This is a genomic window from Kitasatospora sp. LaBMicrA B282 (assembly GCF_050325825.1).
Taxonomy (GTDB): domain Bacteria; phylum Actinomycetota; class Actinomycetes; order Streptomycetales; family Streptomycetaceae; genus Kitasatospora.
Genome location: NZ_JBNQTI010000049.1, coordinates 1 through 25,178, shown reverse-complemented (window position 1 = coordinate 25,178; position 25,178 = coordinate 1). Strand labels below are relative to the sequence as shown.

At 74.9% G+C, this 25,178-nt stretch carries 21 protein-coding genes and 1 pseudogene; 14 read left to right on the top strand and 8 right to left on the bottom strand.

The features are described from left to right. Window positions 1-77 precede the first annotated feature (77 nt). Window positions 78-3,581, bottom strand: a complete 3,504-nt coding sequence (locus tag ACQRUO_RS16275; RefSeq protein WP_428316626.1) for a S8 family serine peptidase — start codon at window positions 3,579-3,581, stop codon at window positions 78-80. Window positions 3,582-3,948: 367 nt separating this feature from the next. Between ACQRUO_RS16275 and ACQRUO_RS16270 the strand changes: the two genes are divergently transcribed. Further along, the gene (locus ACQRUO_RS16270) at window positions 3,949-5,472 is read left to right on the top strand and encodes a fatty acyl-CoA synthetase (protein WP_428316625.1); all 1,524 of its coding nucleotides are present in this window, start codon (window positions 3,949-3,951) and stop codon (window positions 5,470-5,472) included. Window positions 5,473-5,588: 116 nt separating this feature from the next. Here the strand turns inward: ACQRUO_RS16270 and ACQRUO_RS16265 are convergent, their stop codons facing one another. After that, on the bottom strand, window positions 5,589-8,663 hold the full coding sequence (locus tag ACQRUO_RS16265; protein WP_428316624.1) for a SpoIIE family protein phosphatase: 3,075 nt from the start codon (window positions 8,661-8,663) through the stop codon (window positions 5,589-5,591). 192 nt (window positions 8,664-8,855) lie between these two features. Here ACQRUO_RS16265 and ACQRUO_RS16260 point away from each other — a divergent pair, with 192 nt between their 5' ends. Next, a complete protein-coding gene (locus ACQRUO_RS16260; protein ID WP_428316623.1) occupies window positions 8,856-9,983 on the top strand; it encodes a hypothetical protein in 1,128 nt (375 codons plus the stop codon). Window positions 9,984-10,107: 124 nt separating this feature from the next. Here ACQRUO_RS16260 and ACQRUO_RS16255 read toward each other — a convergent pair whose 3' ends face one another. Continuing rightward, window positions 10,108-10,362, bottom strand: a complete 255-nt coding sequence (locus ACQRUO_RS16255) for a hypothetical protein (RefSeq protein WP_428316622.1) — start codon at window positions 10,360-10,362, stop codon at window positions 10,108-10,110. 424 nt (window positions 10,363-10,786) lie between these two features. On the opposite strand from ACQRUO_RS16255, the gene ACQRUO_RS16250 reads away from it, so the two are divergent. The 4 genes from ACQRUO_RS16250 (at window position 10,787) to ACQRUO_RS16235 (ending at window position 14,848) form a co-directional block, all read left to right on the top strand. Beyond that, on the top strand, window positions 10,787-12,001 hold the full coding sequence (locus ACQRUO_RS16250) for an SDR family oxidoreductase (RefSeq protein WP_428316621.1): 1,215 nt from the start codon (window positions 10,787-10,789) through the stop codon (window positions 11,999-12,001). Between the two features lie 471 nt (window positions 12,002-12,472). After that, window positions 12,473-12,883 (top strand): XRE family transcriptional regulator, encoded by a 411-nt coding sequence (locus ACQRUO_RS16245; RefSeq protein ID WP_428316620.1) that lies wholly within the window; start codon window positions 12,473-12,475, stop codon window positions 12,881-12,883. A gap of 79 nt (window positions 12,884-12,962) precedes the next feature. Beyond that, on the top strand, window positions 12,963-13,595 hold the full coding sequence (locus ACQRUO_RS16240; RefSeq protein WP_428316619.1) for a ParH-like protein: 633 nt from the start codon (window positions 12,963-12,965) through the stop codon (window positions 13,593-13,595). Beyond that, window positions 13,592-14,848 carry an MAB_1171c family putative transporter gene (locus ACQRUO_RS16235; protein WP_428316618.1) on the top strand — a complete coding sequence of 419 codons (1,257 nt, stop codon included), beginning with the start codon at window positions 13,592-13,594 and terminating at the stop codon, window positions 14,846-14,848. Before ACQRUO_RS16240 ends, ACQRUO_RS16235 begins: the two co-directional genes overlap by 4 nt. 97 nt (window positions 14,849-14,945) lie before the next feature. On the opposite strand, the gene ACQRUO_RS16230 is transcribed toward ACQRUO_RS16235, so the two are convergent. Beyond that, window positions 14,946-15,116, bottom strand: coding sequence for a hypothetical protein (locus tag ACQRUO_RS16230; RefSeq protein ID WP_428316617.1), 171 nt, complete (start codon window positions 15,114-15,116; stop codon window positions 14,946-14,948). A 29-nt stretch (window positions 15,117-15,145) separates the two neighbouring features. Between ACQRUO_RS16230 and ACQRUO_RS16225 the strand changes: the two genes are divergently transcribed. Together ACQRUO_RS16225 and ACQRUO_RS16220 are read left to right on the top strand one after the other, a co-directional pair. Further along, complete coding sequence (locus ACQRUO_RS16225) at window positions 15,146-16,105, top strand: GlxA family transcriptional regulator (protein WP_428316616.1); 960 nt, start codon at window positions 15,146-15,148, stop codon at window positions 16,103-16,105. Between the two features lie 67 nt (window positions 16,106-16,172). Beyond that, window positions 16,173-16,817 (top strand): DJ-1/PfpI family protein, encoded by a 645-nt coding sequence (locus ACQRUO_RS16220; protein ID WP_428316648.1) that lies wholly within the window; start codon window positions 16,173-16,175, stop codon window positions 16,815-16,817. 24 nt (window positions 16,818-16,841) lie between these two features. Here ACQRUO_RS16220 and ACQRUO_RS16215 read toward each other — a convergent pair whose 3' ends face one another. Beyond that, complete coding sequence (locus ACQRUO_RS16215; protein WP_428316615.1) at window positions 16,842-17,057, bottom strand: hypothetical protein; 216 nt, start codon at window positions 17,055-17,057, stop codon at window positions 16,842-16,844. 188 nt (window positions 17,058-17,245) lie between these two features. On the opposite strand from ACQRUO_RS16215, the gene ACQRUO_RS16210 reads away from it, so the two are divergent. Both ACQRUO_RS16210 and ACQRUO_RS16205 read left to right on the top strand, forming a co-directional pair. Further along, entirely contained in the window at window positions 17,246-17,509 is a 264-nt protein-coding gene (locus ACQRUO_RS16210) for a dsRBD fold-containing protein (RefSeq protein WP_428316614.1), read from the top strand. A gap of 122 nt (window positions 17,510-17,631) precedes the next feature. Next, window positions 17,632-18,822 carry a PLP-dependent aminotransferase family protein gene (locus tag ACQRUO_RS16205; protein WP_428316613.1) on the top strand — a complete coding sequence of 397 codons (1,191 nt, stop codon included), beginning with the start codon at window positions 17,632-17,634 and terminating at the stop codon, window positions 18,820-18,822. An 84-nt stretch (window positions 18,823-18,906) separates the two neighbouring features. Here the strand turns inward: ACQRUO_RS16205 and ACQRUO_RS16200 are convergent, their stop codons facing one another. Next, the gene (locus ACQRUO_RS16200; protein ID WP_428316612.1) at window positions 18,907-19,695 is read right to left on the bottom strand and encodes a methyltransferase domain-containing protein; all 789 of its coding nucleotides are present in this window, start codon (window positions 19,693-19,695) and stop codon (window positions 18,907-18,909) included. A gap of 181 nt (window positions 19,696-19,876) precedes the next feature. Then, window positions 19,877-20,647: a type I methionyl aminopeptidase gene (gene map / locus ACQRUO_RS16195; protein WP_428316611.1), complete on the bottom strand. Its 771-nt coding sequence runs from the start codon at window positions 20,645-20,647 to the stop codon at window positions 19,877-19,879. Between the two features lie 110 nt (window positions 20,648-20,757). On the opposite strand from map, the gene ACQRUO_RS16190 reads away from it, so the two are divergent. Continuing rightward, complete coding sequence (locus ACQRUO_RS16190) at window positions 20,758-21,033, top strand: helix-turn-helix domain-containing protein (protein ID WP_428316610.1); 276 nt, start codon at window positions 20,758-20,760, stop codon at window positions 21,031-21,033. Window positions 21,034-21,053: 20 nt separating this feature from the next. On the opposite strand, the gene ACQRUO_RS16185 is transcribed toward ACQRUO_RS16190, so the two are convergent. Continuing rightward, window positions 21,054-21,692, bottom strand: a complete 639-nt coding sequence (locus ACQRUO_RS16185) for a TetR/AcrR family transcriptional regulator C-terminal domain-containing protein (protein WP_428316609.1) — start codon at window positions 21,690-21,692, stop codon at window positions 21,054-21,056. Window positions 21,693-21,782: 90 nt separating this feature from the next. Here ACQRUO_RS16185 and ACQRUO_RS16180 point away from each other — a divergent pair, with 90 nt between their 5' ends. From ACQRUO_RS16180 to ACQRUO_RS16170, 3 genes and pseudogenes are all read left to right on the top strand, one after another. After that, window positions 21,783-22,565, top strand: a complete 783-nt coding sequence (locus ACQRUO_RS16180) for an alpha/beta fold hydrolase (RefSeq protein ID WP_428316608.1) — start codon at window positions 21,783-21,785, stop codon at window positions 22,563-22,565. Between the two features lie 197 nt (window positions 22,566-22,762). Then, on the top strand, window positions 22,763-24,292 hold the full coding sequence (locus tag ACQRUO_RS16175; RefSeq protein WP_428316607.1) for a flavin monoamine oxidase family protein: 1,530 nt from the start codon (window positions 22,763-22,765) through the stop codon (window positions 24,290-24,292). Window positions 24,293-24,316: 24 nt separating this feature from the next. Then, window positions 24,317-25,178 (top strand): annotated as a pseudogene (locus ACQRUO_RS16170) (ferritin-like domain-containing protein); the annotation flags it as partial.

Genomic DNA, 25,178 nt, shown 5'->3' with positions numbered 1-25,178 from the left:
TCCGACAACGGCCGAGGCCGCCCCCGCGAGCTGCGGGGACGGCCTCGGCTTGGTACGGACTGCCGGGTGGTGCGTCGTCAGTTGACGGTGTAGCTGTACGGGATCTCCGCCAGCACCGAGCCGGTGGTCGCGTACTGGTTGTTCGACAGCACGCCGCCGCCCGGGCCGGAGACCAGGTAGAGCACGCCGTGCACCACGCTGCCCTTGGCGCCCTTCGGGGTCAGGGTGACCTGCAGGGTGCCGGTGTCACCGGGCTTGACCGCGACCGGGGTCACGGCCGGCGCGGTGGCGTTGTACGCCGCGGCGAACGGGTCACCGGTGCTGGAGGTCAGCGCCGGGTCGAACGCCAGGGTGTGCGCCGAGGCGGTCATGGTGGAGCTGCCCTTGGGGGCGCCGGTGGTCGGGAACGGGCCGATCTGCTGCACGTAGGTGCCCCAGAAGCCGGGGACGATCGGCTGCGAAGCGTTGCCCTTGTCGGTGACCGTGGAGATGGTCGAGCCGTCCTGGGCCTTCTTCAGGTCGCCGAAGATGTCCGGCGAGCCGGTCGGGCCGCTGAACTCGAACTGGCCCGGGGTGGTGGAGGCCGCCACACCGGTCAGCGCGTCGGTGCCCGGGGGCACCAGGAAGCTCGGCACCGGGGTGCTGGTGGTCAGCGGCAGGGCGACCGTGGCGGAGGCACCGATCGGCACCAGCGGCAGGTTGACCCGGTTGGTCAGGCGGCCGTCCGCCTGCACCTGCTGGGTCGCCGCGGTGTTGTTGGTGTACTGCACGTTCACCGTGACCGGCTGGCCGGCGGCCAGCTTGTCGGCCTTGTTGTTCGGCAGGCCGGTGGCGGTGACCTGGTTCTGGTCCAGGCCGACGGTGCCGGTGAAGGACTGGCCGAGCTCGGCGCCGCTGACCGGGTTGAGCACGTTCAGCACGAACCGCCAGCGGCCGGCGGCCGGGTCGACGGTGGTGGCCGAGACGCCCGCGCCGGTGGAGGTGATGTTGCCGGAGGCGTCGGCGACGGCGTTGCTCTCGGCGTCGATCGGGGTGCCGTTCGGGCTGATCAGCACGCCCTGCATGACCAGCTTCGGGTCCTGGGCGACGGTCACGCCGACCCGGATGTCCTTCTTGCCCTTCGGCACGTCGAAGGACCAGGCGAAGGACTGGGCCGGGGACGAGGCGCGGGCGTTGCCACCGGTGATGGTGCCGGTGAAGGTGCCGGTGTCGCCGTTCAGCGGGACCAGGCTGCGCAGCACGACCGGGACGCTGGTGGTGGTGCCGTTGGAGCTGGCGACGACGACGGACTCGGTGTCGTCACCGCCGGCGGCCGGGGTGGTCACCTGCACGTGCAGGGTCTTGGTCTGACCCGGCTTGAGGTCGGTGACCTGCGGGGAGACCTCGCTGGCCGGGACCGCGCGCTGGGTCGAGGCGTCGAACAGCACCGGGCCGGTGAAGCCGTTGGTGCCGGCCGGGGTGTAGAGGATGCCGGTCCAGGTGCCCTGGGCCGGGTGCGGGACGTCCACGATGCCGAAGTTCGGCGAGGTGGCGCCGCCCTGCGGGCGGGTGTTGGTCTCGAAGCGGCCGGACGGGTCCAGCAGGGTGAGCCGGACCACGGGGGTCACGGTGTTGCTGCCGGAGGCCTGCGGCGCGCCCTGCCACGCTATCGACGCGGCGAGCCGGTCGGCGCCGGCGGGCACGTTGAAGGTGACCTTGTGCGCGACCCACGGGGCGCCGTTGGTGGCGTAGGGGAACTGCGGGTCGGTCGAGGAGTTGATCTGGACCGTCTGCTGCGCGTCGCCCTGCGCCACGAAGCTGCGGGTGCTGGCGGTGACCGTCTGCGGCTTCGCGCTGGTGTTCACCACCGTGACGTTCTCGGTGTGGGTCGAACCGGCCTGGCCGGTCACGTCGAGCTGACCCGTGGTCACCGCGACGGTGCTGCTGTCCTGGGAACCGGCCGGGCTCTTGTAGCCGCGGGCGGCCTCGACGGCGGCACGCACGTTCAGCAGGCCCGCGCCCTGCTCGTCGGCCGGCAGGCCGAGGTCGCTGGCGGTGCCGGTGATGAACTGCTTCACCAGGGCGGGCGAGGGGGAGGCGCCGTTGTGGCTGTCCCGGTAGGCCTGGATGACGTCGGCCGCGGCGCCGGCGGTCATCGGGGCGGCCTGGCTGGTGCCACCGAAGGGCTGGATGCCCGAGCCCTTGCCGTTGAAGTCGGTGCACTCGGTGTAGATGGTGATGTCGGGCGAGCAGAGCGCCCAGTCCGACTCACCCGGGGCGACCAGGTCGACGGTCCGCCCGGCCTGGGTGACACCACCGGAGGAGAGCGCCGAGATCCGGTTGTTGGCCCAGGTTCCGTTGGAGAACTGGAAGGCCGCGTAGCCGGTCTGCGCGTAGTTCTGGTTGTCCGTCGACGCGCCCGCGGTGATCACGTTGGGGTCGGTCGCCGGGGTGCCGATGGTGCCGTTGATGCCCGCGTCACCGGAGGAGACGGTGACGGTGACACCGGCCTTGGCCGCCATGTCGTTGAAGAGCGAGATGGTGTCGTGCGCGCCGCTGTCCGGGGTGATGTTGCTGCCGAAGGACTCGTTCAGCACGTCCACGTGGGCGACCGTGACGGCGTAGTCGATCGACTGCAGGATCGCCGAGTTCGGGAACAGCTCGCCACCGGCCTTGAGCGCGACCAGCGAGGCGCCGGGCGAGATGCCCTCGACCCGGATGTTGCAGCCGGCCGGCAGCGGGTGGCTCGGGTTGACGAACTTCGACACGTCGTAGCTCTGCCGACCCTGCGCGATCATCGCCGAGGCGTCGCCGAAGGCCTCCGCCGCACCCGAGGGGGCGAAGAAGCCGTCACCGGAGAAGTCCTGGTAGTCCACCACGGCGTGGGTGCCGTCGGGACGGATGAAGTCCGCGTTGTTCGGGTCCAGGCCGTCCGCGATGTAGGCGACCTTGACGCCCTTGCCGTCGGCGATCTCGTGCGCACCCGGCTGGCCGGGGGTGCTCTCCGTGTGGGTGGAGTAGAGCGCCTCGGGCTCCAGCAGCGGCTGGCTGGGGTCGCTCGGGCAGACCGCGTTGGGGTCGTAGGAGCTGCCCTTGGTGTCCGGCGCGGCCGCGGCCTTGGTGTCAGCCTGGGCATTGCCCGCGGCGGGCGCGGTGCCGGTGCTGGTCCCGTTGTCGGTGCCGGGCTTGGTCGGGGCGGGCGGGGTGACCTTGATGGTCTGGTCGTCGACCACCGAGGCGACCGCCGGGTTGGCGGCGAGCTGGGCCCGCAGGGCCGGGCTGACCGTGGCCGAGAAGGCGTTGCCGACCACGAAGCTCTTGATGTCGGTGCCGCCGGACTTCTTCACCTGGTCCAGCAGCGGGGCCTGGGCCTTGGCGGCGTCCTGCTTGCGCGCGTCCAGGTGGCCGGCGTCGGCCGGGGCACTGGAGAGCTGGTCCTTCAGGATCACGATCACCGGGGCCGGCGCACCATTGTCCGACGCCGCCTGGGCGTTCGGAGTGGGGACGGCGGGGGCGCCCATCGCACTGGTCCCGAAGGCCAGGACGACGGCGGAGGCGGTGAGCGTGACGGCTGCGAGCTGCGATTTGCGCCAGCCGATCATGAACATCCCTTCGTCTGATAAGACGTCAGGGGGCGTGAGCCAGATCGCGCGTACCGGGGTCGGACGCACGCGTGCTTCTGGAACGCCCGTCCCGACAAGCTCACGCATTCCATCGTGTCCACGCCCGCCACGACAAGAGGGTTGACCGACACGAAACGGCAGGCAGAGCGGAGTTGACCGTCCGATAGACGGACAATTGCAGATCAGAGGCCCTGTCGCAGTCCGACGCGCCGTGAGTTTTTTATGAAGATCGCAATATGGTGACGATGACGTTCTCCCGTACGCTGACGGAACGTCAGGCCAAGCGGGGATGGCGGACCCCCTCGATCAGGCGTCACCCGTGGTGCGGGCGGATATACCCACCGGCATGGATCTGACGCACGCAAGTACTGTTCCGGACGTTTTGCGCCGTTCTGCTGCCCGGGTGCCGGAGCGGACCGCCCTGCACTTCGCCGACCGCCGCTGGACCTACCGCGCGCTGGACGCCGCGGTCACCCGGGCGGCCGCCTGGCTGCTGGCCCGCGGCCTGCGCCCGGGCGACCGGGTGGCCGCGCTCGGCCGCAACTCCGACGGCTACCTGATCCTCTTCCTGGCCTGCGGCCGGGCCGGCCTGGTGCACGTACCGGTCAACTTCCACGCGACCGCGGACGAACTGCGCTATTTCACCGCACAGTCGGGCAGTTCCCTGCTGCTGCACGACCCGGAGTTCGCCGCGGCGGCCGCCGCGCTGGCCCCGCTGCCCACGGCCGACCTGGACGAGCTGCGCACCGCCGCGTCCGCCGGACCGGTCCCCGCGCTCGACGTGGCGGTGGCGGACACCGACCTGGCGCAGCTGCTGTACACCTCCGGCACCACCGCCGCGCCGAAGGGCGCGATGATGACCCACCGGGCGCTGCTGCACGAGTACCTGTCCGCCATCACCGCCCTGGACCTGACCGAGCGGGACCGCCCGCTGCACGCGCTGCCGCTCTACCACTCCGCGCAGCTGCACGTCTTCCTGCTGCCCTACCTGGCGCTCGGCGCCGAGAACCGGCTGATCGCCGCACCCGACCCGGCCGACCTGCTCGGGCGGCTGCCGCGCGAGCAGGTGACCAGCTTCTTCGCGCCGCCCACGGTGTGGACCGCGCTGCTGAACCACCCCGACTTCCCGGCAGCCGCGGCAGCCGGGCTGACCCGGCTGACCAAGGCGTACTACGGCGCCTCGATCATGCCCGCCCCGGTGCTCGCCGGGCTGCGCGCGGCGCTGCCCGCCACCGGCTTCTACAACGCCTTCGGCCAGTCCGAGGCCGGCCCGCTGACCTGCGTGCTGCGCCCGGAGGAGCACGCCGAGCGGCCCGACTCGGCCGGGCGCCCGGTGCTCTTCGTCGAGGTCAAGGTGGTCGACGAGGAGGGCGCGGAGGTCGGCCCGGACCGGGTCGGCGAGGTGCTCTACCGCTCGCCGCAGCTCTGCACCGGCTACTGGGGCAAGCCCGCGGAGACCGTGGCCGCCTTCGACGGCGGCTGGTTCCACTCCGGCGACCTGGTGCGCCGGGACGCCGAGGGCTACCTCTTCGTGGTGGACCGGCTCAAGGACGTGATCAACACCGGCGGCGTGCTGGTCTCCTCGCGCGAGGTGGAGGACGTGCTCTACGGCCATCCGGCGGTGGCCGAGGCCGCGGTGATCGGCACCCCGCACCCGCGCTGGGTCGAGGCCGTCACCGCCGTGGTGGTGGTCCGCGAGCCGGTCGGCGCCGAGGAGCTGATCGCCTACGCGCGCGAGCGGCTGCCCGGCTACAAGGCGCCCAAGGCGGTGCACTTCGCCACCGAGCTGCCGAAGAACGCCTCCGGCAAGCTGCTCAAGCGCGAGTTGCGCGAGCGGCTGGGCGGGTCGGCGCCCGGCGGGGCGGACTGACCGACGCTCAGCACGCCTACTCCGGCAGGCCTGGCGCCGGCTCGGCCCGGCACGCCCCGCGGTGGTTCGGTCCGGCACGCCCCGCGGTGGTTCGGCCCGGCGCGCCCGCCGGCAGGTCAGTCCGGCACGCCCAACGGCAGTTCCAGTTCGAACCAGACCACCTTGCCCAGCCGGGTCGCCCGGCTGCCCCAGCGGTGCGCCAGCTCGTTGACCAGGTGGATCCCGCGCCCGCCCTCGTCGTCCTCCAGGGCGCGGCGCAGCTTGGGCGCGTGGCTGTCCACGTCGGCGACCTCCACGGTGAGCGCCTGGTTGCGGAAGAGCCGCAGCTGGGTGGGGGCGCCGGCGTGCACCAGGGCGTTGGTGATCAGTTCGCTGGTGAGCAGCTCGGTCTGGTCGGTGAGCGCGGTCAGGCCCCAGTCGGCCAGGGTGCGGCGGGCGAACCGGCGGGCGTGGCCGACCATGGCGCGGTCGCCGGTCAGCGCCAGGGTGGCGATCCGGTCCGGGCCGATCGGGCGCGACCGGGCCATGATCACCGCGATGTCGTCCTCCCGGCTGCCGGTGACCAGCGAGGCCAGCACCGCGTCGCAGGAGCGCTCCAGCCCGCCGTCGCGCTGCGCGGCCACGGTCTCGCGCAGCAGGTCGAGCCCGGCGTCCAGGTCGCGGTCCCGGCGCTCGATCAGCCCGTCGGTGCAGAGCACCAGCAGGCCGTGCTCGGGCAGCGCGAACTCCACGCTCTCGAACGGCACCCCGCCCACCCCGAGCGGGGCGCCGGGCGGCAGGTCGAGCACCTGGATCGAGCCGTCCGGGGCGGAGATCACCGGCGGCACGTGCCCGGCGCAGGCCGCGGTGCAGGCCCGCTCCACCGGGTCCAGCACCACGCAGACGCAGGTCGCGTACTGCCCCTCGCCCGCGCCCTCGCCGGCGATCTCCGCCGCCTCGTCCAGCCGGCGCAGCACCCGGGCCGGGTCCATGTCCAGGGTGATCAGCGTCCGGGCCACGGTGCGCAGCTGACCCATGGTCGCCGCCGCCCGCAGCCCGTGCCCGGTGACGTCGCCGACCACCAGCGCCACCCGCCCGCAGGACAGCGGCACCACGTCGAACCAGTCGCCGCCCACCTCGCTGAGCTGGCTGGCCGGCAGGTAGCGGTAGGCGATCTCCAGGCCGGGCGGGTTGTGCACCCGCTGCGGCAGCAGGCTGCGCTGCAGGGTGAGCGCGGTGTCCCGCTCGCGGCGGTAGAGCCGGGCGTTGTCGATCGCCACCGCCGCCCGGGCGGCCAGTTCCTCGGCGAGCGCGACGTCGGCGGCGGTGAACGACTCGGGGTTGCGCAGCCGCATGAACTCGGCCCCGCCCAGCACCCGGCCGCGGGCCAACAGCGGGACCATCAGGTAGGAGTGCATCCCGGCGTCCAGCGCGGGCTGGATCCGGTCGGGGGAGGCGACGATCCGGGCCAGGCTCTCCCGGTCCACCTCGGCGACCAGGATGGAGCGGCCGCTGCGCAGGCTCTGCGCGTACAGCTGGGCCGACTGCGAGGTGCCGCCCACCGGGTCGGCCGCCCCGGTCAGGGTGCCGCCCGGGCCCAGCTCGCCGACCGCCACCGCGCGCATCGTGGCGCTGCCGAAGGCCGGCACGGTCGGCGACTCCTCGCCCTGCAGCACCGCGTCCAGCAGGTCGACCGTGACGAAGTCGGCGAACCGCGGGATCACCACCTCGACCAGTTCCTCGGCGGTGCGCGCCAGGTCCAGGCTGGTGCCGATCCGCGAGCTGGCCTCGTTCAGCAGGGCGAGGCGCTCGGTGGCCGTCTGGGCCGCGTCCAGCGCCCGGCGGCGGTCCTCGGCGGCCTCCCGCTCGCGGGTGTACAGGCGGGCGTTGTCGATCGCCACCGCGGCCCGCGAGGCCAGCTCGTCGCCCAGCGTGATGTCCGCCTCGGCGAAGGACTCGCGCTCGCCGCGCCGGGAGTAGACCACCATGCCGAGCACCGTGCCGCGGGCCGTCAGCGGGGTGATCCGCACCGAGCGGGACCGCCCGCCCCAGTAGCCCTGCAGCGACTCCACCCGCATGTCGTGGGTGAGCGGCGGCAGGTCCCAGGACGGCACCACCACGGTCCGCCCGGTGGTCATCGCCCGGGCGTAGGCCGAGCCGGGGTCGATGGTGTAGACCGCGTCCACCGGCAGGAACTCGTTGGGGTAGGTGGGATCGGTGCTGGCCAGCGCCAGCCGGCGGACCCGGGTGATGCTGCTGTCGGTGTCGTCGGCGTCACCGGTGACCAGCCGTTCCAGCGCGAAGACGCCGCTCAGGTCGGCCACCCGGGGGACCATCGCCTCGGCCAGCTCGCGGGCGGTGCGGTGCAGGTCGAGCGTGGTGCCGATCGAGGCGGTGGCATCGACCAACAGGGTGAGCCGCTCCTGGGCCCGGGCGGCGCGGGACTCGGCCAGGTAGCGGCCGGTGACGTCGACGATGGTGGAGCTGACGCCGAGCACCCGCCCAGGCGGGTCCTCCAGCCGGAAGTAGGAGGCCGACCAGGCGTGCTCGTGGCCGGGGTCGGCGGTGGTGCGGCCGTGCGAACGGGCGTCCAGCACCGGCTCGCCGGTGGCCAGCACGTGCCGCATCACGCCCTCGATCTCGGCGGCGTTGATCCCGGGCAGGATCTCGGTGACCTTGCGGCCCAGGTGGTCGGTGACCGGGACGCCGTTGATCCGGGCCAGCGCCTCGTTCAGCCGGACGAACCGCAGCTGGTCGTCGTAGACCGCCATGCCGACCGGCGACTGGGTGAAGAAGCCGTCCAGCACCGCGAGGTCGGCCTGCACCCGGCGCAGCGCGGTCACGTCGGAGGCCACCGCGAGCACCAGCGGCAGGCCGTCCGGGCCGGTCACCGGATGGGTGCGGAACTCCAGGTTGACGTAGTGGCCGGCCTGGTGGCGGACCGGGAAGACGCCGGACCAGGACTCGCCGGCCAGGATCCGCTCGAACAGCTCGAGCACCTCGGCCCGGTGCTCCGGCCCGGCCAGCAGCTGGGCGGCAGGGGCGCCGACCGCCTCCTCGGCGGTGTAGCCGAGCAGCGCCCGCGCGTCGTCGCTCCAGTGCAGGATCCGGCCGTCGTACTGCACCAGGGCGGTGGCGATCGGGACCATGAGCAGCGGCTCGGGACGGGTCTCGGCAGCGCCCCCGTGACTCTCGTGCTCGACTTCGGTCATGCCCGGGCCCTCCCTCCGGAGGCGCGCTCCCCGCCTGGCCCATTTTCTCACCGAGTCGGGATCGGACCCACCGAGGCCCTGGCCGCGATCCGGGCCGGGAATGGCCACCGGGAGGAAGTGGTTGTAAAGTACATCTGCATAGGTTGTATTTACCACCTACTTGTTCCGCTGCTGTTCGAAAGGTCGTGCCCCATGACCGCCCCCGCCCCCGCCGCCCCGGCCGGCGCCGCCGATCTCCGCCACACGCTGCGCCACCTGGTCACCCACCTGCTCACCCCGGTGCTGATGTGCCTCGGCATGGCGCTCGCCTACCAAGGAGCCTTCCACCAGCCGACCCCGCACCACCTGCAGGTCGCCGTGGTCGGCCGGTCGCCGCAGGCGGCGCAGCTGGCCGCGGGCCTGCAGGCCAAGGCCGGCCCGGCGCTGGACGTGCGGACGCTGCCGGACCGGGCGGTCGCCGAGCAGCAGCTGCGCGACCGCACGCTGACCGGCGCCTACCTGGTCGACGACGGCACGGGCCGGGCCCCCAGCCCCGAGCTGCTGGTCGCCAGTGCCTCCTCGGCCACCTCGGCGACCGCGGTCGAGGACGTGTTCCAGCAGGTCGCGGCGGTACAGGGGGCCCCGCTCAAGGTGGTCGACCTGGTGCCGACCGCACCCGGCGACCCGACCGGGCAGGGCCTGTTCTTCCTGCTGGTGGCGCTCAGTGTCGGTGCCTACGGCAGCGTGGCGGTGCTCGGCACGGCGGGTGCGGCGCTCGGCGTGCGGGGCCGGGCGGCGGTCGGGGTGGCCACCGCACTGGTGATCAGCGTGATCGGCATCGTCACCGCGGGACCGGTCTTCCACGTGGTGGACCACGACTACGCGGCGATCTGGGCGCTGGCCTGGCTCTACGCGACGGGCATCGTGCTGCTCGGGATCGGGCTGCACACCTTCCTCAAGCGGTGGACCACGCTGACCCTGATGGTGCTCTTCGTGATGCTCAACTTCACCAGCTCGGGCGGCATCTTCCGGCCCGAGCTGCAGCCGGGGCTCTTCGGCGGGCTGCACCGGTTCTGGAACGGCGCCGGCTTCGTCGAGGGGGCCCGCTCGATCCTCTACTTCGACGGCGGTGCGGGTCTCGGCGGCCGGGTGCTCTCGCTGGTCGGCTGGCTGGTGGCCGGGCTGCTGGCGCTGGCGGGTGCGGCGTGGGTCGAGCGGCGCCGGGCGGCGGCGCTCGGGACGACCGCCGATCGGGCTGCGGGCGCGGCGGCGGAGGCTGCCGGGGCGGAGGACGTCGCGGAGGACGTCATGGAAGAGGAGGAGCAGGCGCTCGCCGTCTGAGCCCACTCGCCCGCGTGCGCCGCGCTCGCCGGGTGAGCCCCGCCCGCCGGGTCGGCCGCCGCGGCCGGCCCGGCGGGCGCGCTCGGGCCTCGGTGTCCGGCGCTCGGGCCTCGGGATCGGGTGTTCAGGCCTTGGCGTCCGGCAGCGGCAGCAGGTGCCGCTCGGTCAGGTGGCCGACCCAGTGACGGTGGCACTGCGGGCAGGCGGGGGCGCCGGCGGTCGAGTACGGGGAGGCGGCCGGGATGCCGGAACGGTAGAAGCTCTCCCAGTCCGTCCCGTCCTCGTCGCGGTAGTGCTGGACGTCGTAGTCCGCGGTCCACCGGTGCCAGCAGTGTCCGCAGGTGAACTCGACGTGTTCCACGGCCAGTTCGGTGATCATGGCGACACTCCTCGGGGCCGGGCAGGCGCCGGTCGGGCCAATCGGCGCTTTTCGTCCCGTACCGGTCAATACAACTCCGATCGGTTGCCGGTGGCAAGGGCCGGGGGCGCTTCGGACGTCGATCCGTCGGGAGAAAGGATGATCGGTCAACTTCTCTCGCCTTTCACCATTTCGGGTCGGACGGTCACTCGTCCGAGTGGGACCGGATGGGCCACCGGGAGCAGGCTCCTAGACTCAAGATCGCCGCGCCGGGCCGTCGCCGGGCGCGGCACCCTCCTGTCCGGAGCGGGGCCCACCCGGCCGGGTCGGCCCTAGCTGCCCGACGCTGTGTCAACCGCCCCGGCGAGCGGCGGCAACGGGAGCAACGGCGGCAACGGGAGGGTGTCGGGCATGGGCGTGGCGACGACGGTGCGGCGGTGACGGGGTGAGGACGCTGCTGACCGGGGCCACCGGCTTCCTCGGCGCCCAGGTGGCGGCCCGGCTGCTGGCGCCGGGGGTGGGCCGGGCGGGCGCGGCGACCGCAGCGGCCGCGTCGAGTGGGCCGGTCGAGCCCGCCGAGCGGATCGCGCCCGTGGAGCGGATCGAGCCCGCCGAGCCGGTCGAGCTGGCCGTGCTGGTGCGGGCACCGAGTCCGGCGCAGGCGCGGCAGCGGCTCTGGCGGGCCTGGCAGGTCGAGTACGACTTCGCCACCTTCCGGGAGCTGCTGCGCCACCGGGTGCGGATCCACTGCGGCGACCTGACCGAACCCGGCTTCGGGCTGCCGGACCAGGAACTGGTCGAGCTGATCACCGGCACCGAGTCGGTGGTGCACTGCGCGGCCGCCCCCGGCCGCCGCGCCGAGCGCAACTGCCAGCTGAACAGCGTCGGCGGCACCATCGAGCTGGTCCGGCTGGCCCACCTGGCCCACCTGGACCACGGGCTGCGCCGGTTCACCCAGCTCTCCACCACGGCGGTGGCCGGCCGGCGGCAGGACGACCTGGTCACCGAGGAGACCGCCGACGGCAGCTGGGACCGGCCCGACCTGGGCCCGCACGGCCGCAGCCAGCTGCTCGCCGAGCAGCTGGCCGCCCGGCTGCTGCCGCCCGAGGTGCCGCGCACCGTGCTGCGGCCCAGCGTGATCCTCGGCGACAGCCGGCGGGCGGCCACCACCCAGCTGGACCTCGCCCGGCTGCTGGCCGCGCTCGTCCGGCTGCCGGTGCTCCCGCTGGCCGGCGAGCACCGGCTGGACACCGTCGGCGTGGACTACGTCGCGACCGCAGTGGCCGAGCTGCACCGCCGCCCGCAGCTGCGGCACCAGGCCTACCACCTCACCGCCGGGCAGGCCGCGCCGACCCTGCGCGAGGTCACCGCCGCGCTCGGCGCCGATCCGCGCTTCCTGCCCGCCGCCGGTCGGCTGGTGCGCGGCCTCACCGCGCTGCCCGGCGCCGACCGCTCGCGCGCGGTGCGGCTGTTGCGCGCCTCCTGGTCCCACCTGACCTGGAACGCCGTCTTCGACAACACCCGGGCCACCGCCGAACTCGGCTTCACTCCGGTGCCGTTCACCCGCTTCGCGGCCCCGCTGCTCGGCTTCCTGCGCGAGCACCGGTCCCGCTACCCGTACCTGGCCTACCCGGCGGACCGGGAGGACACCCCGCGCTGACGGGCGCGCGGACGCAGGACGCGCAGGACGCGCAGGGCGCGGAGAGCTGGGGGCGATCGCGCAGCGACTCGGTGAGGAGACTGTGGCGAACCTGCGCCGGATGGCAGCGAAGGGCCTAGGGTTCCGCCGGGAGGTCTACGCTCGGTATCCGGATCTCCCGCTGACGCGGTGTCAGCAGCACTGGTCGGATCACTTGCCGCCCCTGGATGACGGGCTACGCGCGTTGCTGGAGCGGTTCGACAGTACCGGAACCACCACGATGACAGCGGGTCACCACGTGAACTAGGATGAACGGCATCTGACGTCGGGCCCGTGCACGCCAGACGGGCCAGGAGGTGCGGAATGGCGGAAGCCGAGGACACGGGACGGGGAACGGCGCCTGACGCCGGGACCGGGACTTCGACGACCGGGGGATCGATGACGGGGGAAGCAGCACAGCACGGCGCGGAGCCGGTGGGAGGAAGCACACCGGTGGGCGGCACCACCCTGGCCGAGAAGATCGACGGCCTCTTCCGGGTGGTCCGCCGGCCCAACCGCGAGCAGTACAGCCACGAGGAGGTCGCCAAGGCCTGCCGGGAGGCGACCGGCGAGACCTTCTCGGCCACCTACCTCTGGCAGTTGCGCACCGGTCGGCGGGACAATCCGACCAAGCGGCACCTGGAGGCGCTGGCCCAGTTCTTCCAGGTACCGGTGGCCTACTTCTTCGACGACGACCAGGGCGCGGCCATCGCCCAGGAGCTCGAGCTGCTGGGCGCGCTGCGTGACGCGGGGGTGCGCAGCATGGCGCTGCGCGCCGTCAACCTCTCGCCGGAGGGCGTGGGGACGATCAGCGACATGATCGACGTCATCGCGCGGCGCGAGGGCAGCAGCGGCAAGGCCTGACCGTGCCGCCCCGGCGGGGCGGCACGGGACGGGGGACGGTCGCACGGGGAGCGCGGCGGCCGGGAGGAGGGGAGCGCGGGTGTTCGGGCGGCGGTCGCGGCGCGGACGGATCTGGCAACGGTGCCAGGAGACCGTCGACGCGCTGGAGATACCCGTCCCCTTCGACGCCGTGCGGTTCATCGAGTCGCTCGCCGAACGGCGCGGCCGGCCGATCGAGCTGATCCCGGTCAGCGGCCGGCCCAACCTGCCCTGCGGACTGCTGATCACCACCGACGCGGCCGACTGCATCATGTACTCCGCCGACACCACCGCGCTGCACCAGCGGCACATCCTGCTGCACGAGGCCGCGCACCTGATCTGCCGGCACGACGAGAGCGCCCCCGCCGGCCGGGTGCTGCTGCCCAACCTCGGCACCGACCTGGTGCAGCGGGTGCTCGGCCGGACCGTCTACACCGAGCCGCAGGAGCGGGAGGCGGAGCTGGTCGCCTCGATGATCCTGCACCGGGCCACCGCCGGGGACGGGGCCCGCGGCGGGCCGCCGGCCGGCAGCTGGACCGAGTCGGTCTTCGGGCGGGCGGTCGGTGGGGCCGCGGAGGGGGAAGCCGTGGACGGGGGGTCGGTGGGCGGGGGGCCTGTGGACGGGGGACCGGCGGACAGCGGGCGTGCGGACGGGGGACCGGCGGGCGGCATGCCGGCGGGCGGGCCCCGATGAGCGGGCCCGCACCGGCCGACCTGGCCGCCTACGGCTCCGCCGCGCTCTTCCTCGCCTTCGCCGGCCAGCGGCTGACCGCCGTCCGGCGCAACCGCGGCGACCAGGTCAGCCTGTACGCCGGCGGCTTCGCGCTCTGCATGGGCGGCGGGCTGGTGGCGCTGGCCCCCAGCACCCTGGCGGCCGTCAGCATCGGCTCCAGCCGGGAGGCCACGCTGCTCCTCGGCGACCTGCTGAAGACCGGCGGCGTCGGTCTGCTGGTGCTGATCGGGCTGCTGCTGCAGGGGCCGCCGGGCGACCCGGCGGCCGTCCGGGCCCGGCTGCGCCGCTGGACGGCCGGGCTGGTCTGCGTGCCGCTCTGCCTGACCCTGCTCTTCTGGAGCTCCCGGATCAGCGACCGCGGGGAGCAGTTCGTGGTCAGCGGGTGGCACCGGCTGCCGCTGGCCGGCTACAACCTGCTGTTCGGCGGCTGGTCGGTCTGCTGCCTGGTGGTGCTCGGCTCGGTGCTGGCCCGGCAGGCCCGGTGGGTCGACCCCGGGCTGAAGCGCACCGGGCTGCGCCTGATGACGCTGGCCGCCGCGGTCGGCGTGGCGTGGAGCTGCTGGACCCTGGACGACGTCCGCGACGTGCTGCTGTACGCCGAACAGAAGGGCGGCGAGGACACCGTCTCCGACGCCATCGGCGTGCTCTGCGCCGCCCTCACGGTGAGCGGCGCGACCGCCACGGTCTGGGGCGGCACCCGGTGGGGCGCCCGGCTGACCGCGCCGGTGCGCTGGTGGCAGGCGCGGCGCCGGTACGCGGCGCTCGAGCCGCTGTGGGCCGCGCTGCACCTGGTGATGCCGCAGATCGCGCTCGGCGAGGGCGCCGGCGGCGGGCGGCGCCCGGCGCTGCGCGACGCCGAGTTCGCGCTCTACCGGCGGATCATCGAGATCCGCGATGGCCAGCTGGCACTGCGCCCCTACGCCGGCGAGCAGGTGGCCGCCTGGGTCGCCCAGACCCCCGCGGCCACCACGCTGGCCGGCGCCGAACTGGAGGCCGCCACCCTGGCCGCCGCCCTGGAGGCGGCCCGGGCCGGGCAGCGCTGTCGCACCGCCACGGTCACCGCCGTCCCGGAGCCCGGCCCGGGCACGGTGGACGCCGAGGCCGAGTGGCTGATCCGGGTCGCCACCGCCTTCGCCGGCTGCCCGGCGGTGGCCGCCGTGCGCGGCCGCGCGGTGGCGGCGCTGGGGACGGAGCCGGTGGCGGACCGAGCCTGACGGTGGGCGGGGCGGTCGGCGCGCCGGACGGGACGCCGTCGCCCGGCTGACGGTCGGCGCGGGCAGCAGGCGGGGTGGTCGGCTCAGCCGTGGCCCGTCACGGGTTCAGCTCGGCGATCGCGGCGGTGGTGGCCGCGGGGGCGCGCAGCGGCAGCAGGTGGTCGGCGCCGGGCACGACGGTCAGTCGGCAGCCCGGGATCCGAGCGGCGACGGCCGCACCGCGCGCCGCCGCGATGGCAGGAAAGGTGGGGAGCCCGACCTTGCCCACGGCGGCGCCGAGCAGCCAGAGTTGGCCCTGTGACCGACGACCGCAGCGTGCTCCTCGTCCTCTTCGACGGGGTGCAGAGCCTCGATGTGACCGGGCCGCTGGAGGTCTTCCAGGGTGCCGGGGCGTACCGGGTGCGGACCGCCGCGCCGGGTGGCCGCCCGGTGCGCAGTTCGGCCGGGCTCGGGCTGCTGCCCGACCTGGACCTGGCCCGGGCGGCGCCCCCGGACACCCTGCTGGTGCCCGGGGGGACCGGCACCCGTGCGCCGGACCCCGAGCTGGTGGCCCGGATCGCGGCGCTGGCGGCCGGGGCGCGGCGGGTGGTGTCGGTCTGCACCGGGGCCTTCCTGCTCGCCGAGGCCGGGCTGCTGGCCGGGCGGCGCGCGGTGACCCACTGGGCGTACTGCGGCACGCTGGCCCGGCGGTTCCCGGAGGTCGTGGTGGACCCCGAGCCGATCTTCGTGCGGGACGGGCCGGTCGCCACCTCGGCCGGGGTGACCGCCGGGATCGACCTGGCGCTCGCGCTGGTCGAGGAGGACCTGGGGCGGGAGGCCGCGCTGCAGGTGGCCCGCGGGCTGGTGGTGTACCTGCGCCGGCCCGGCGGACAGGCCCAGTTCAGCACCCAGCTGGCGGCCCAGTTCGCCGAGCGCGAGCCGCTGCGCGAGGTGCAGCGGTTCGTGGCCGAGCACCCGGCGGCCGACCTGTCGGTGGCCGCGCTGGCCGAGCGGGCGGCGCTGTCACCGCGTCAGTTCGCTCGGCTCTTCCGGGCCGAGGTCGGGGTGCCGCCGGGCCGCTATGTGGACCGGGTGCGGTTGGAGACCGCACGCCGGCTGCTGGAGGACGGCGCGCCGGGCATCGAGCAGGTTGCCCGGGCGGCCGGCTACGGCACGCCGGAGGGCCTGCGGCGGGCCTTCGTGCGGACCCTCGGGGTGTCACCGCTGGAGTACCGCCGGCGCTCCCGGGCCGAGGGCCGGCCCGACCGGCGGGTCTGAGCGGCGAGCGGGACCGCACGTGCAGGAGCAGTACCGGAATCCGACGACGAGACGAATGGACGACACCGTGCAGATCGCCATCCTGCTGTACCCGGACCTCACCGCGCTGGACGCGATCGGCCCCTACGAGGTGCTCGGCCGGCTGCCCGGCGTCGAGGTGGTGTTCACCGCGAAGGAGGCCGGCCCGGTCCGCACCGACCTGGGCAGCCTGACAATGACCGTCGACCGGCCGCTGGGCGAGGTGACCCGGCCCGACGTGCTGCTGGTCCCGGGCGGCCCCGGCACCGCGGCGCAGCTCGCCGACCAGGAGGTGCTGGCGTGGGTGCGCAGCGTGGACCGGACCACCCGGTGGACCACCTCGGTCTGCTCGGGCTCGCTGCTGCTGGCCGCCGCCGGGCTGCTGACGGGCCGTCGGGCCACCTCGCACTGGGCGGCGCTGGACGGACTGGCCCGGCTGGGGGCGCAGCCGGTCGGCGACGAGCGGATGGTGCCGGACGGCAAGTACCTGACCGCCGCCGGGGTCTCGGCCGGTCTGGACATGGCGCTGCGGCTGGCCGGCTCGATCGCCGGGGACCGGACGGCGGAGGCGGTCCAGCTGGTGCTGGAGTACGACCCGCAGCCGCCCTACCGGGCCGGTTCGATCGCGACCGCGCCGGCCGGTCTGGCCGACCTGCTGCGGGCCAACGGCCTGGTGGTGCCCGCCCTGGACTGAGCTGTGGCCGCAGCGGCGGCAGCCCTACTCGGGCAGCTCCGGCGGGTCGGGCAGCTCGGGCGGCTCCGGGAGGTCGGGGGGTTCGGGCAGGTCCGGCGGCTCGGGGAGGTGGGAGGGGAAGGCCAGGTGCCGGAACTGCGGGTGCGGGATGTCCGGCAGGTGCCCGGGGACCGGGAGGTCGGGCGGCTCCGGAAGGTCGGAGGGTTCGGGCAGCTCGGGGGGTTCGGGCAGGATCGGCACGGCGGCTCCCTGGTCCGGCGGTCGTGGTCGTGGGCTTGGTGGCGGGCGTGGGCTTGGCGGCGGTCGTGGTCGTGGTGGTGGCGAGGTGTCCTCGGATCATCCCGGCCCGGCCCCGGTGCCGACAAGACGGTGCCGCTTGCCGACCCCCGGGCGCCGGGTTCACGCTGGTAGGGAGCAGGAGGCGCACCATGCGGAACCAGTGGGATGTCGAGCTGAGCTTCGAAGAGGACGGCGTGCACACGAGCTGCGAGGCCCGGCTGATCGGGTCGCGGGCGCCGGGGCTGTCCGGCCACGGCGAGGCGCTGCGCAGCGCGGAGGACCGGCCGCTGGCCAGGATCGGCGAGGAGGTGGCCGCCTGGCGGGCGCTGGACGACCTGGCGCACAAGTTGCGGGCCCAGGCGGCCGGCGAGATCGACGACGAGGGGCGGCGGCCGGCCTACCTGGTGTACTGAGCGGGCGCTCCCGCTCGCGTCGGTCACGGTCTGACACCGCGTCAGTGCGCGACCGTGGCCCCGCCGCCCGCCATGCGGGCAGTCGGGATGCCGCACTGTCGGTGTCCCTAGGCTGCCGTGGCATGACGCGACGAGCCGACACCCCAGCCCTCGCCGCCCGGGTCGCCCGGGTCGGCGCCTCGCCGGTGCGCGAGATCCTGGCCCTGACCGCCCGGCCCGAGGTGATCTCCTTCGCCGGCGGGCTGCCTGCCCCGGAGCTGTTCGACGCGGCCGGCCTGCGCGCTTCCTACGACCGGGTGCTCGCCGAGCGGCCCGAGCGGGTCCTGCAGTACTCGACCACGGAGGGCGACCCCGACCTGCGGGCCGCGGTCGCCGCCCGGCTGACCGGCCGCGGTCTGCTCACCCCCGGCGAGGACCTGCTGGTCACCACCGGCTCGCAGCAGGCGCTGGCCCTGGTCGCCACCGCGCTGCTGGAGCCCGGCGACACCGTGCTGGTCGAGGACCCGAGCTACCTGGCCGCCCTGCAGAGCTTCGGCTTCGCGGGCGCCCGGGTGCTGCCGGTCCCCACGGACGCCTCCGGGGTGGACCCGGCGGCGCTGGCCGAGCTCGTGGTCCGGGAGCGGCCCAAGCTGCTCTACCTGGTGCCCACCTTCCAGAACCCGACCGGGCGGACCATGCCCGCCGCCCGCCGGCGCGAGGTCGCCGAGGTGGCCGAGCGGCACGGCCTCTGGCTGGTCGAGGACGACCCGTACGGCGAGCTGCGGTTCGAGGGCGAGCCCGAGCCGTGGCTGGCCGCCGACCCGGCGGTGGCGGACCGGACCGTGCTGCTGGGCAGCTTCTCCAAGGTGCTGGCTCCCGGGCTGCGGCTCGGCTGGCTGCGGGCGCCGGCCGCGCTCCGCCGGGCCTGCGTGATCGCCAAGCAGGCCGCCGACCTGCACACCTCCACCATCGACCAGGCGGCGGCCGCCCGGTACCTGGCCGACCACGACCTGGACGCCCACCTGGCCACCGTCCGGGCCGCCTACCGCGAGCGGCGGGACGCCCTGCTCGCCGCACTGCCCACGGCGCTGCCGGCCGGCAGCAGTTGGAGCCGGCCGGCCGGCGGGATGTTCCTCTGGTGCCGGCTGCCGGCCGGTCGGAACGCCACCGAGCTGCTGCGGTCGGCCGTCGCGCACGACGTGGCCTACGTGCCCGGGGCGCCGTTCTACGCCGGGCCGGCCGACCAGGCCACGCTGCGGCTCTCCTTCACCACCCACACCCCGGCGGAGATCGCGATCGGCGTCGACCGGCTGGGCAAGGCGCTCGGGGGCTGAGGGCACGGGGGCTGAAGGCTCCAGGGCCGCGGCCGGCGCTCGCGGCTGGGGTCGTCCGCCGGGGTCGTCAGCCGGGGCCGGCCGTCAGGTCCGCACGCCCACCGCGAAGATGCGGCGGAACGGGAAGACCGTGCCGTGCGGACCGGCCGGGTAGGCCTCGCGCAGCAGGGCGGCGTACTCGGCGAGGAAGGCCGCGCGCTCGGCCGGGTCGGTCAGCCGGGCCAGCACCGGGCGCAGGGCGGTGCCCTTGGTCCACTCCAGCACCGGGTCCGGGCCGGTGAGCAGGGTGCTGTAGGTGGTCTCCCAGACGTCGGCGGTGCAGCCGGCGGCGAGCAGCGCCGCCAGGTACGCCGCCGGCTGGTGCACCCCGGGCGGGACCGCCTCCGCGCCGAGCTGCGCCCGCCAGCGGGGGCTGGTCCGCAGCTCGCTGAGGAGCAGGTGGCTGGGGGCGTCGAAGTTCCCGGGCACCTGGAAGGCGATCACGCCGCCGGGCTGCAGCGCGGCGGCCCACCGCGGCAGCAGGTCGAGGTGGCCCTGGACCCACTGGAGGGTGGCGTTGGAGACGATCAGGTCGGGGGCGGCGGGGGCCGGGTCGTAGGTCGCCGCGTCGGCCAGCAGGTAGTGCGCGCTCGGCTCGCCCTGCTCGCTGCGCGCGGTGTCCAGCATCTCGGCGGAGTTGTCGATCCCGGTGAGCTCGGCTGCGGGCCAGCGCTCGCGGATCGCGGCGGTGGAGTTGCCGGGCCCGCAGCCGATGTCCAACACCGTGGGCCGGGCGGGGAGTTCGGGAACCCGGGCGAGCAGTTCGCGCAGCGGGCGGGTGCGCTCGTCGGCGAACCGGAGGTACTGGCGCGGGTCCCAGGCGGGGGCGGTCATCGGCACTCCCAAGTATCTCGACGTCAAGATATCTACCGGAACGAGCATGCCCAACGGGATATCTTGATGTCAAGAGACATTGGGCCGGACGGGCGAGCGGGTCGGACGGCCGAGTGGGCTGGGTAGGCGTCCGGGTCGGGTGGGTGTCCAGGCCGGGTGGGTGTCCGGGGCGGCGGGGCGGTCAGGACGGCAGGGTCAGGATCCGCGGGCCGTCCTCGGTGATCGCCACCGTGTGCTCGGCGTGGGCGGCGCGGCTGCCGTCGAGGGTCACCAGGGTCCAGCCGTCCGCCGCCGTGCGGTAGTCGCCGCTGCCGCCGGCCAGGAACATCGGCTCGATGGCCAGCACCATCCCGTGCTGCAGGCGCAGGCCGCGTCCCGGTCGCCCGTCGTTGGGCACGTGCGGGTCCTCGTGCATCGCCCGGCCGATGCCGTGGCCGCCGAAGTCCTCGGGGATGCCGTAGCCGGCGGCGCGGCCCACCCGGCCGATTGCGTGCGAGATGTCGCCGATCCGGGCGCCGACCACGGCGGCGGCGATGCCGGCGGTCAGTGCGCGTTCGGCGGTCTCGATCAGGGTCAGGTCGGCCGGCCGGGCCTCGCCCACCGTGAAGCTGAGCGCCGCGTCCCCGGTCCAGCCGCCGACCCGGGCGCCGCAGTCGACGCTGACCAGGTCGCCGTCGCGCAGCCGGTAGTCGGTCGGGATGCCGTGCACCACCGCGTCGTTGACGGAGGTGCAGATCACCGCCGGGAAGGGCGTCGAGGCGAAGTCGGGCCGGTAGCCCAGGAACGGCGAGTCGGCGCCGGCCTCGCGCAGCACCGCGCGGGCCACCTGGTCGAGCTCGGTCAGGGTGACGCCCACGTCGGCGGCCCGGCGCACGGCCTGGAGTGCGTCGCCGACCACCCGGCCGGCCTCGCGCATCGCCGTCAGGGCTGCGTCCGTCTTGATCTCCACCATGGTCAGGTCTCCTCGTCGGTCATCCACCAATTCTTATACCGGTATTTGTATCACGGTCGGCGGTATTTGTATCCCCGCTCCGGCGGCTCGGCGGGACGTAGAATGCGGGCATGGTGCGCACCCCCCTCACCCCCCTGGAACGCGAACGCGGCGAACGGCTCGGCGCGCTGCTGCGGCGCGCTCGCGGCGAGCGGAGCATGGTCGAGATCGCCGCGGCGGCGGGGCTGTCCGCCGAGACGCTGCGCAAGATCGAGACCGGGCGGGCGCCGACCCCCGCCTTCTTCACCGTCGCGGCCCTGGCCGCGGTCCTCGGGCTGTCGCTCGACGAGGTGGTCCGGCACTGCGCGCCGGTGGAGCCGGAGACCGCCGAACTGCTCTCGGCCTGATCCCCGGTGCCGGGCGCGGCTCAGCCGGTGGCGAGCTCGGCGCGCAGGCCGTTGACGATCAGGTCCAGGCCGGCGGTGAAGGCCGCCTCCCGGTCGGTGGGGCGGCTCGCCGTCCACCGGGTCAGGTTGGGGTGCCGCTGCGCGCTCAGCTCGGCGAGCGCTGCGGCCGGCACGGCCTCCGGCGTCGGCTGGGCCTGCTCCTGGAGCACGAAGCCGGTCACGTAACTGGCCACCGCGTTGCCGAAGTAGGCGGCCCGGTCCAGCGGCAGTCCGGCGGCCCGCAGCAGGGTCAGCCCCGCCTCGCTCGCGTCCAGTGCGGCGGCAGTGAGCGGCAGGTGGCCGGCCACCACCCGGGCGCCGTCGCGGTGCGCCAGCATCGCGCGCCGGGTGCGGTGGGCGAAGGCCGCGGTCTGCGCGGCCCAGTCGCCGACCGGTTCGACCGCCCTCGGGCCAGGCTCGTCGGGGGCTGTGAAGGCCTCCCGCATGATCTCCTCCGCCAGTGCGGCGAGCAGCTCGGCCTTGCTGCGCACGTGCCAGTAGAGCGCGCCGGGGGCCACGCCGAGCCGGGTGGTCAGCGCCCGGGTGGTGAGCCGGTCCAGACCCACCTCGTCCAGCAGGTCGAGGGCGCCCCGGACGACATCTGCACGATTCAGCGGCATGACACTTGAGCTTAGCTCAGGTCGCATGCCTATGATCGACCTGAGCACTGCTCAAGTCGTCCGGGACGCACTGCACGGAAAGGGCGGAACATGGGGGAGTACCTGACGGTCGACGGTCTGCGGACCTACTACGAGGTGCAGGGCAGCGGAGGTGACCCGGTGCTGCTGCTGCACGGCGGCGGCGCCACCGCCGACAGCTGGTGGGGGCAGCTGTCGCAGCTGGCCGAGCACCACCGGGTCTACGCGCCCGACCTGCGCGGCCACGGGCGCACCCACGACCTGCCCGGCCCGGTGAGCAGCGCGCTGCTCGCCGCGGACCTGGCCGCGCTGCTCACCGCGGTGGACACCGGCCCGGTGCACCTGGTCGGCTGGAGCGCCGGCGGCACCGTGGCGCTCCACCTCGCGCTGCGGCACCCGGAGTTGGTCCGCAAGGTGGTGACCATCGGCACCGGGGTGTGCCGGGCCGGCGGCACCGAGGCGGACCGGGCGATGCTGGCCGAGGAGAACACCGGGCTGCTGGAGTCGCTCTTCCGCCCGCAGTACGAACCGCTCTCCCCGGACGGGCCCGAGCACTTCCCGGTGGTCTTCGCCAAGTGGCTGCGGATGTGGCGGGAGGAGCCGGAGATCGGCCTGGACGCGCTGCGCGGGCTGGCCGTGCCGGCGCTGGTGCTGCAGGGCGACGACGACGGGGTCACCATCGAGCACGCCGCGGCGATGGCCCGCGCGCTGCCGGACGGTCAACTCGCGGTCGTCCCGGGCACCTCGCACGCCGTGCCGCTGGAGAAGCCGGAGCTGGTCGGCCGGTTGCTGCTGGACTTCTTCGCCGAGCAGCAGCCGCGACGCCTGATGCCGCTGGGCGCGCTCACCGGCTGACGCCTCGGGTCGGTTGTAGGGCCGGGCCGGCGAAGTCCATCCGGTCGGGCCGGGTTGGCGCCCCCGGCCCACCCGCCGGCCGGCCGGGCGACCGCCGAAACCCGTCAACCCGCCGGCCGGACCGGGGATGTGGGCGAACCCCGGCAGTCCCGACACTGGGGCGGTCCGCAACACCCGGCCGGATCGAGGGGACGCCCATGTCGCCGGAACCGACGGCCACGCCGGCCCGCCCGCCGGGCCCGTGGCAACCGCGCAAGCAGGTCACCGTCCTCGGCGCCGGGGTGGCCGGGTTGGTGGCGGCGTACGAACTGGAACGGCTCGGCCACGGTGTCGAGGTGCTGGAGGGCCACCTGCGGGTCGGCGGCCGGGTGCACACCCACCGCTTCCTGCCCGGCCGCCCGGGCCCGTCGGTCGAGCTCGGCGCGATGCGGATCCCGACCGGCCACCAGCGCACCCTGCGGTACCTGCGCAAGCTCGGACTCGGCGACCGGTTACGGGAGTTCACCACGCTCTTCCAGGACGACGCGGCCTACGTGCAGACCGCCCGGGGCCACCGGCGGATCCGCGAGGCCACCCCGGCCCTGGTCGCCGAGCTGCGGGCCCGGCTGCCCGCCGCGGAGGCCGCCGCGCACCCGCCGGAGGCCCTGCTCTTCGGCGCCTGGATGGCGGTCCGGGTCGAGGCGCTGGCCCCCGGCGACTTCCGGGACGGCCTGCGGCCCGGGCTGGAGCGCGAACTGCTCGACCTGGTCGCCGGCATCGACCTGACCCGCTACCTGCGCCGCCCCGGCAGCGCGGGCGAACCGATCGACCTGGCCGCACTCTTCGCCGACCACCCGCAGATCCGGGCCGGCTGCCGCGGCCGGCTGCACCGCTTCGTCGACGACATCGTCAACGAGACCGGCTCCACCCTGCTGCGGCTTGCCGGCGGGCTCGACCAGCTCCCGCTGCGGCTGCGCGAGCGGATCCGCGGCCCCGTCCGGCTCGGCCAGGAGGTGCTCGGCATCGAGGTGCGCCGGGACCAGGTCGCGGTCCGGGTCCGGCAGGGCTTCGGCAGCACCACCCGCGCCTGCAACTACGTGCTCTGCACCATTCCGTTCTCGGTGCTGCGCGGCCTCGAACTGCACGGCCTGGACCGGGAGAAGCTGGCCGCCGTGCACGGCCAGCGCTACTGGGCGGCCACCAAGGTGGCGCTGCACTGCCGGGAGGCGTTCTGGGAGCGGGACGGCATCCGCGGCGGCGCCTCGTTCACCGGCGGGCTGATCCGGCAGACCTACTACCCGCCGGTGGAGGGCGACCCCGGGCTCGGCGCCGCGCTGCTGGCCAGCTACACCATCGGCGCGGACGCCGACCGGCTCACCCGGCTGGGCCGCGGCCCGCGGCTCGCCGCGGTGCTCGCGGAGGCCGCCGTGGTGCACCCCGAGCTGCGCCGGCCGGGCATGGTGCTCGGCGTGGTCGACCGGGTCTGGGGCACCGAGCCCGGGGCGCAGGGCGCGGCCGCGGTGCGCTGGGGCAAGGACGCGGACGCCTGCGAGGAGGAGCGGCAGCTGATGGCCCGGCCGCAGGGGCGGCTCTTCTTCGCCGGCGAGCACTGCTCGGGCCACCCGGCCTGGATCGAGGGTGCGATCGAGTCCGCGCAGCAGGCGGTTCGGCTGATCGACGGTCACCAGCGCGGCGGAGCACCGGTGGACGGTGCCCGGGCAGCTACCGTGATCGAGGAACCGGCCTGACCGGCGCGGGAAGGAGCCTGCGCAATGAGCGTTTTCGACCTGCCCCGGCTGCACTTCGCCGGTACCGCCACCACCCGGCTGCCCACCGGCGCCCGCACCGGCCTGGTCGACCTGGCGACCAACACCGTGCTGGACGCCGACCGCCGCCCCGTCCCGCCGGAGCGCCCGGCCGCCGCCTACCACCACGAGCTGGCCGACCTGGGCCTGCTCGCCGACCCCGGCGCCCAGCTGGCCGGCAACGGCCACTTCGCGGTCACCGCCACCGTGGTCGGCGCCGAACTGGCGCCCGGCGAACCGCCGCCGGCCGACCCGGTGGTGGGTCGCAGCGTGGACTTCTTCGGCCACTACAACGAGTACCTGGCCACCACCGCCAACCGGGCCCGGGTCTTCGACGTCGACCCCGCCTCCTCCTGGACCACCACGCTGATGATCGGCTGGTTCGGCTTCGGCCGGCAGGGCCCCTCGCACTGGGTCGGCTACCTGTGCGGCGGCGAGGTGACGGGCTTCGCGCCGCCGCGCTGGCAGCGCTTCGCGCCGGGCCCGGCCGCCCGGCCCCGGCTGCCGCGGTGCGCCGTGCACCAGTTCGCGGTGCCGGCCGGTGCGCTCGACTGGGCGCCCGGCTCACCGCTGGTGGACCGGCTGCGCGCCGCCGTCGAGGCGCCCGAGACGGCCGGCCTGCTGGTGCAGTTCGCGCTCACCGCACCCCCGGGCCCGACCCCGGTCGGCCGGCCGACCGGCTGGCAGCTGCGCGGCACCATCGCCCCCTGGCGGCCCGACGAGTGGCGCAGCTACCCGGCCGGGCGGCTGCTCACTCCCCCCCCCCCCCCCCCCCCCCCCCCCCCCCCCCCCCCCCCCCCCCCCCCCCCCCCCCCCCCCCCCCCCCCCC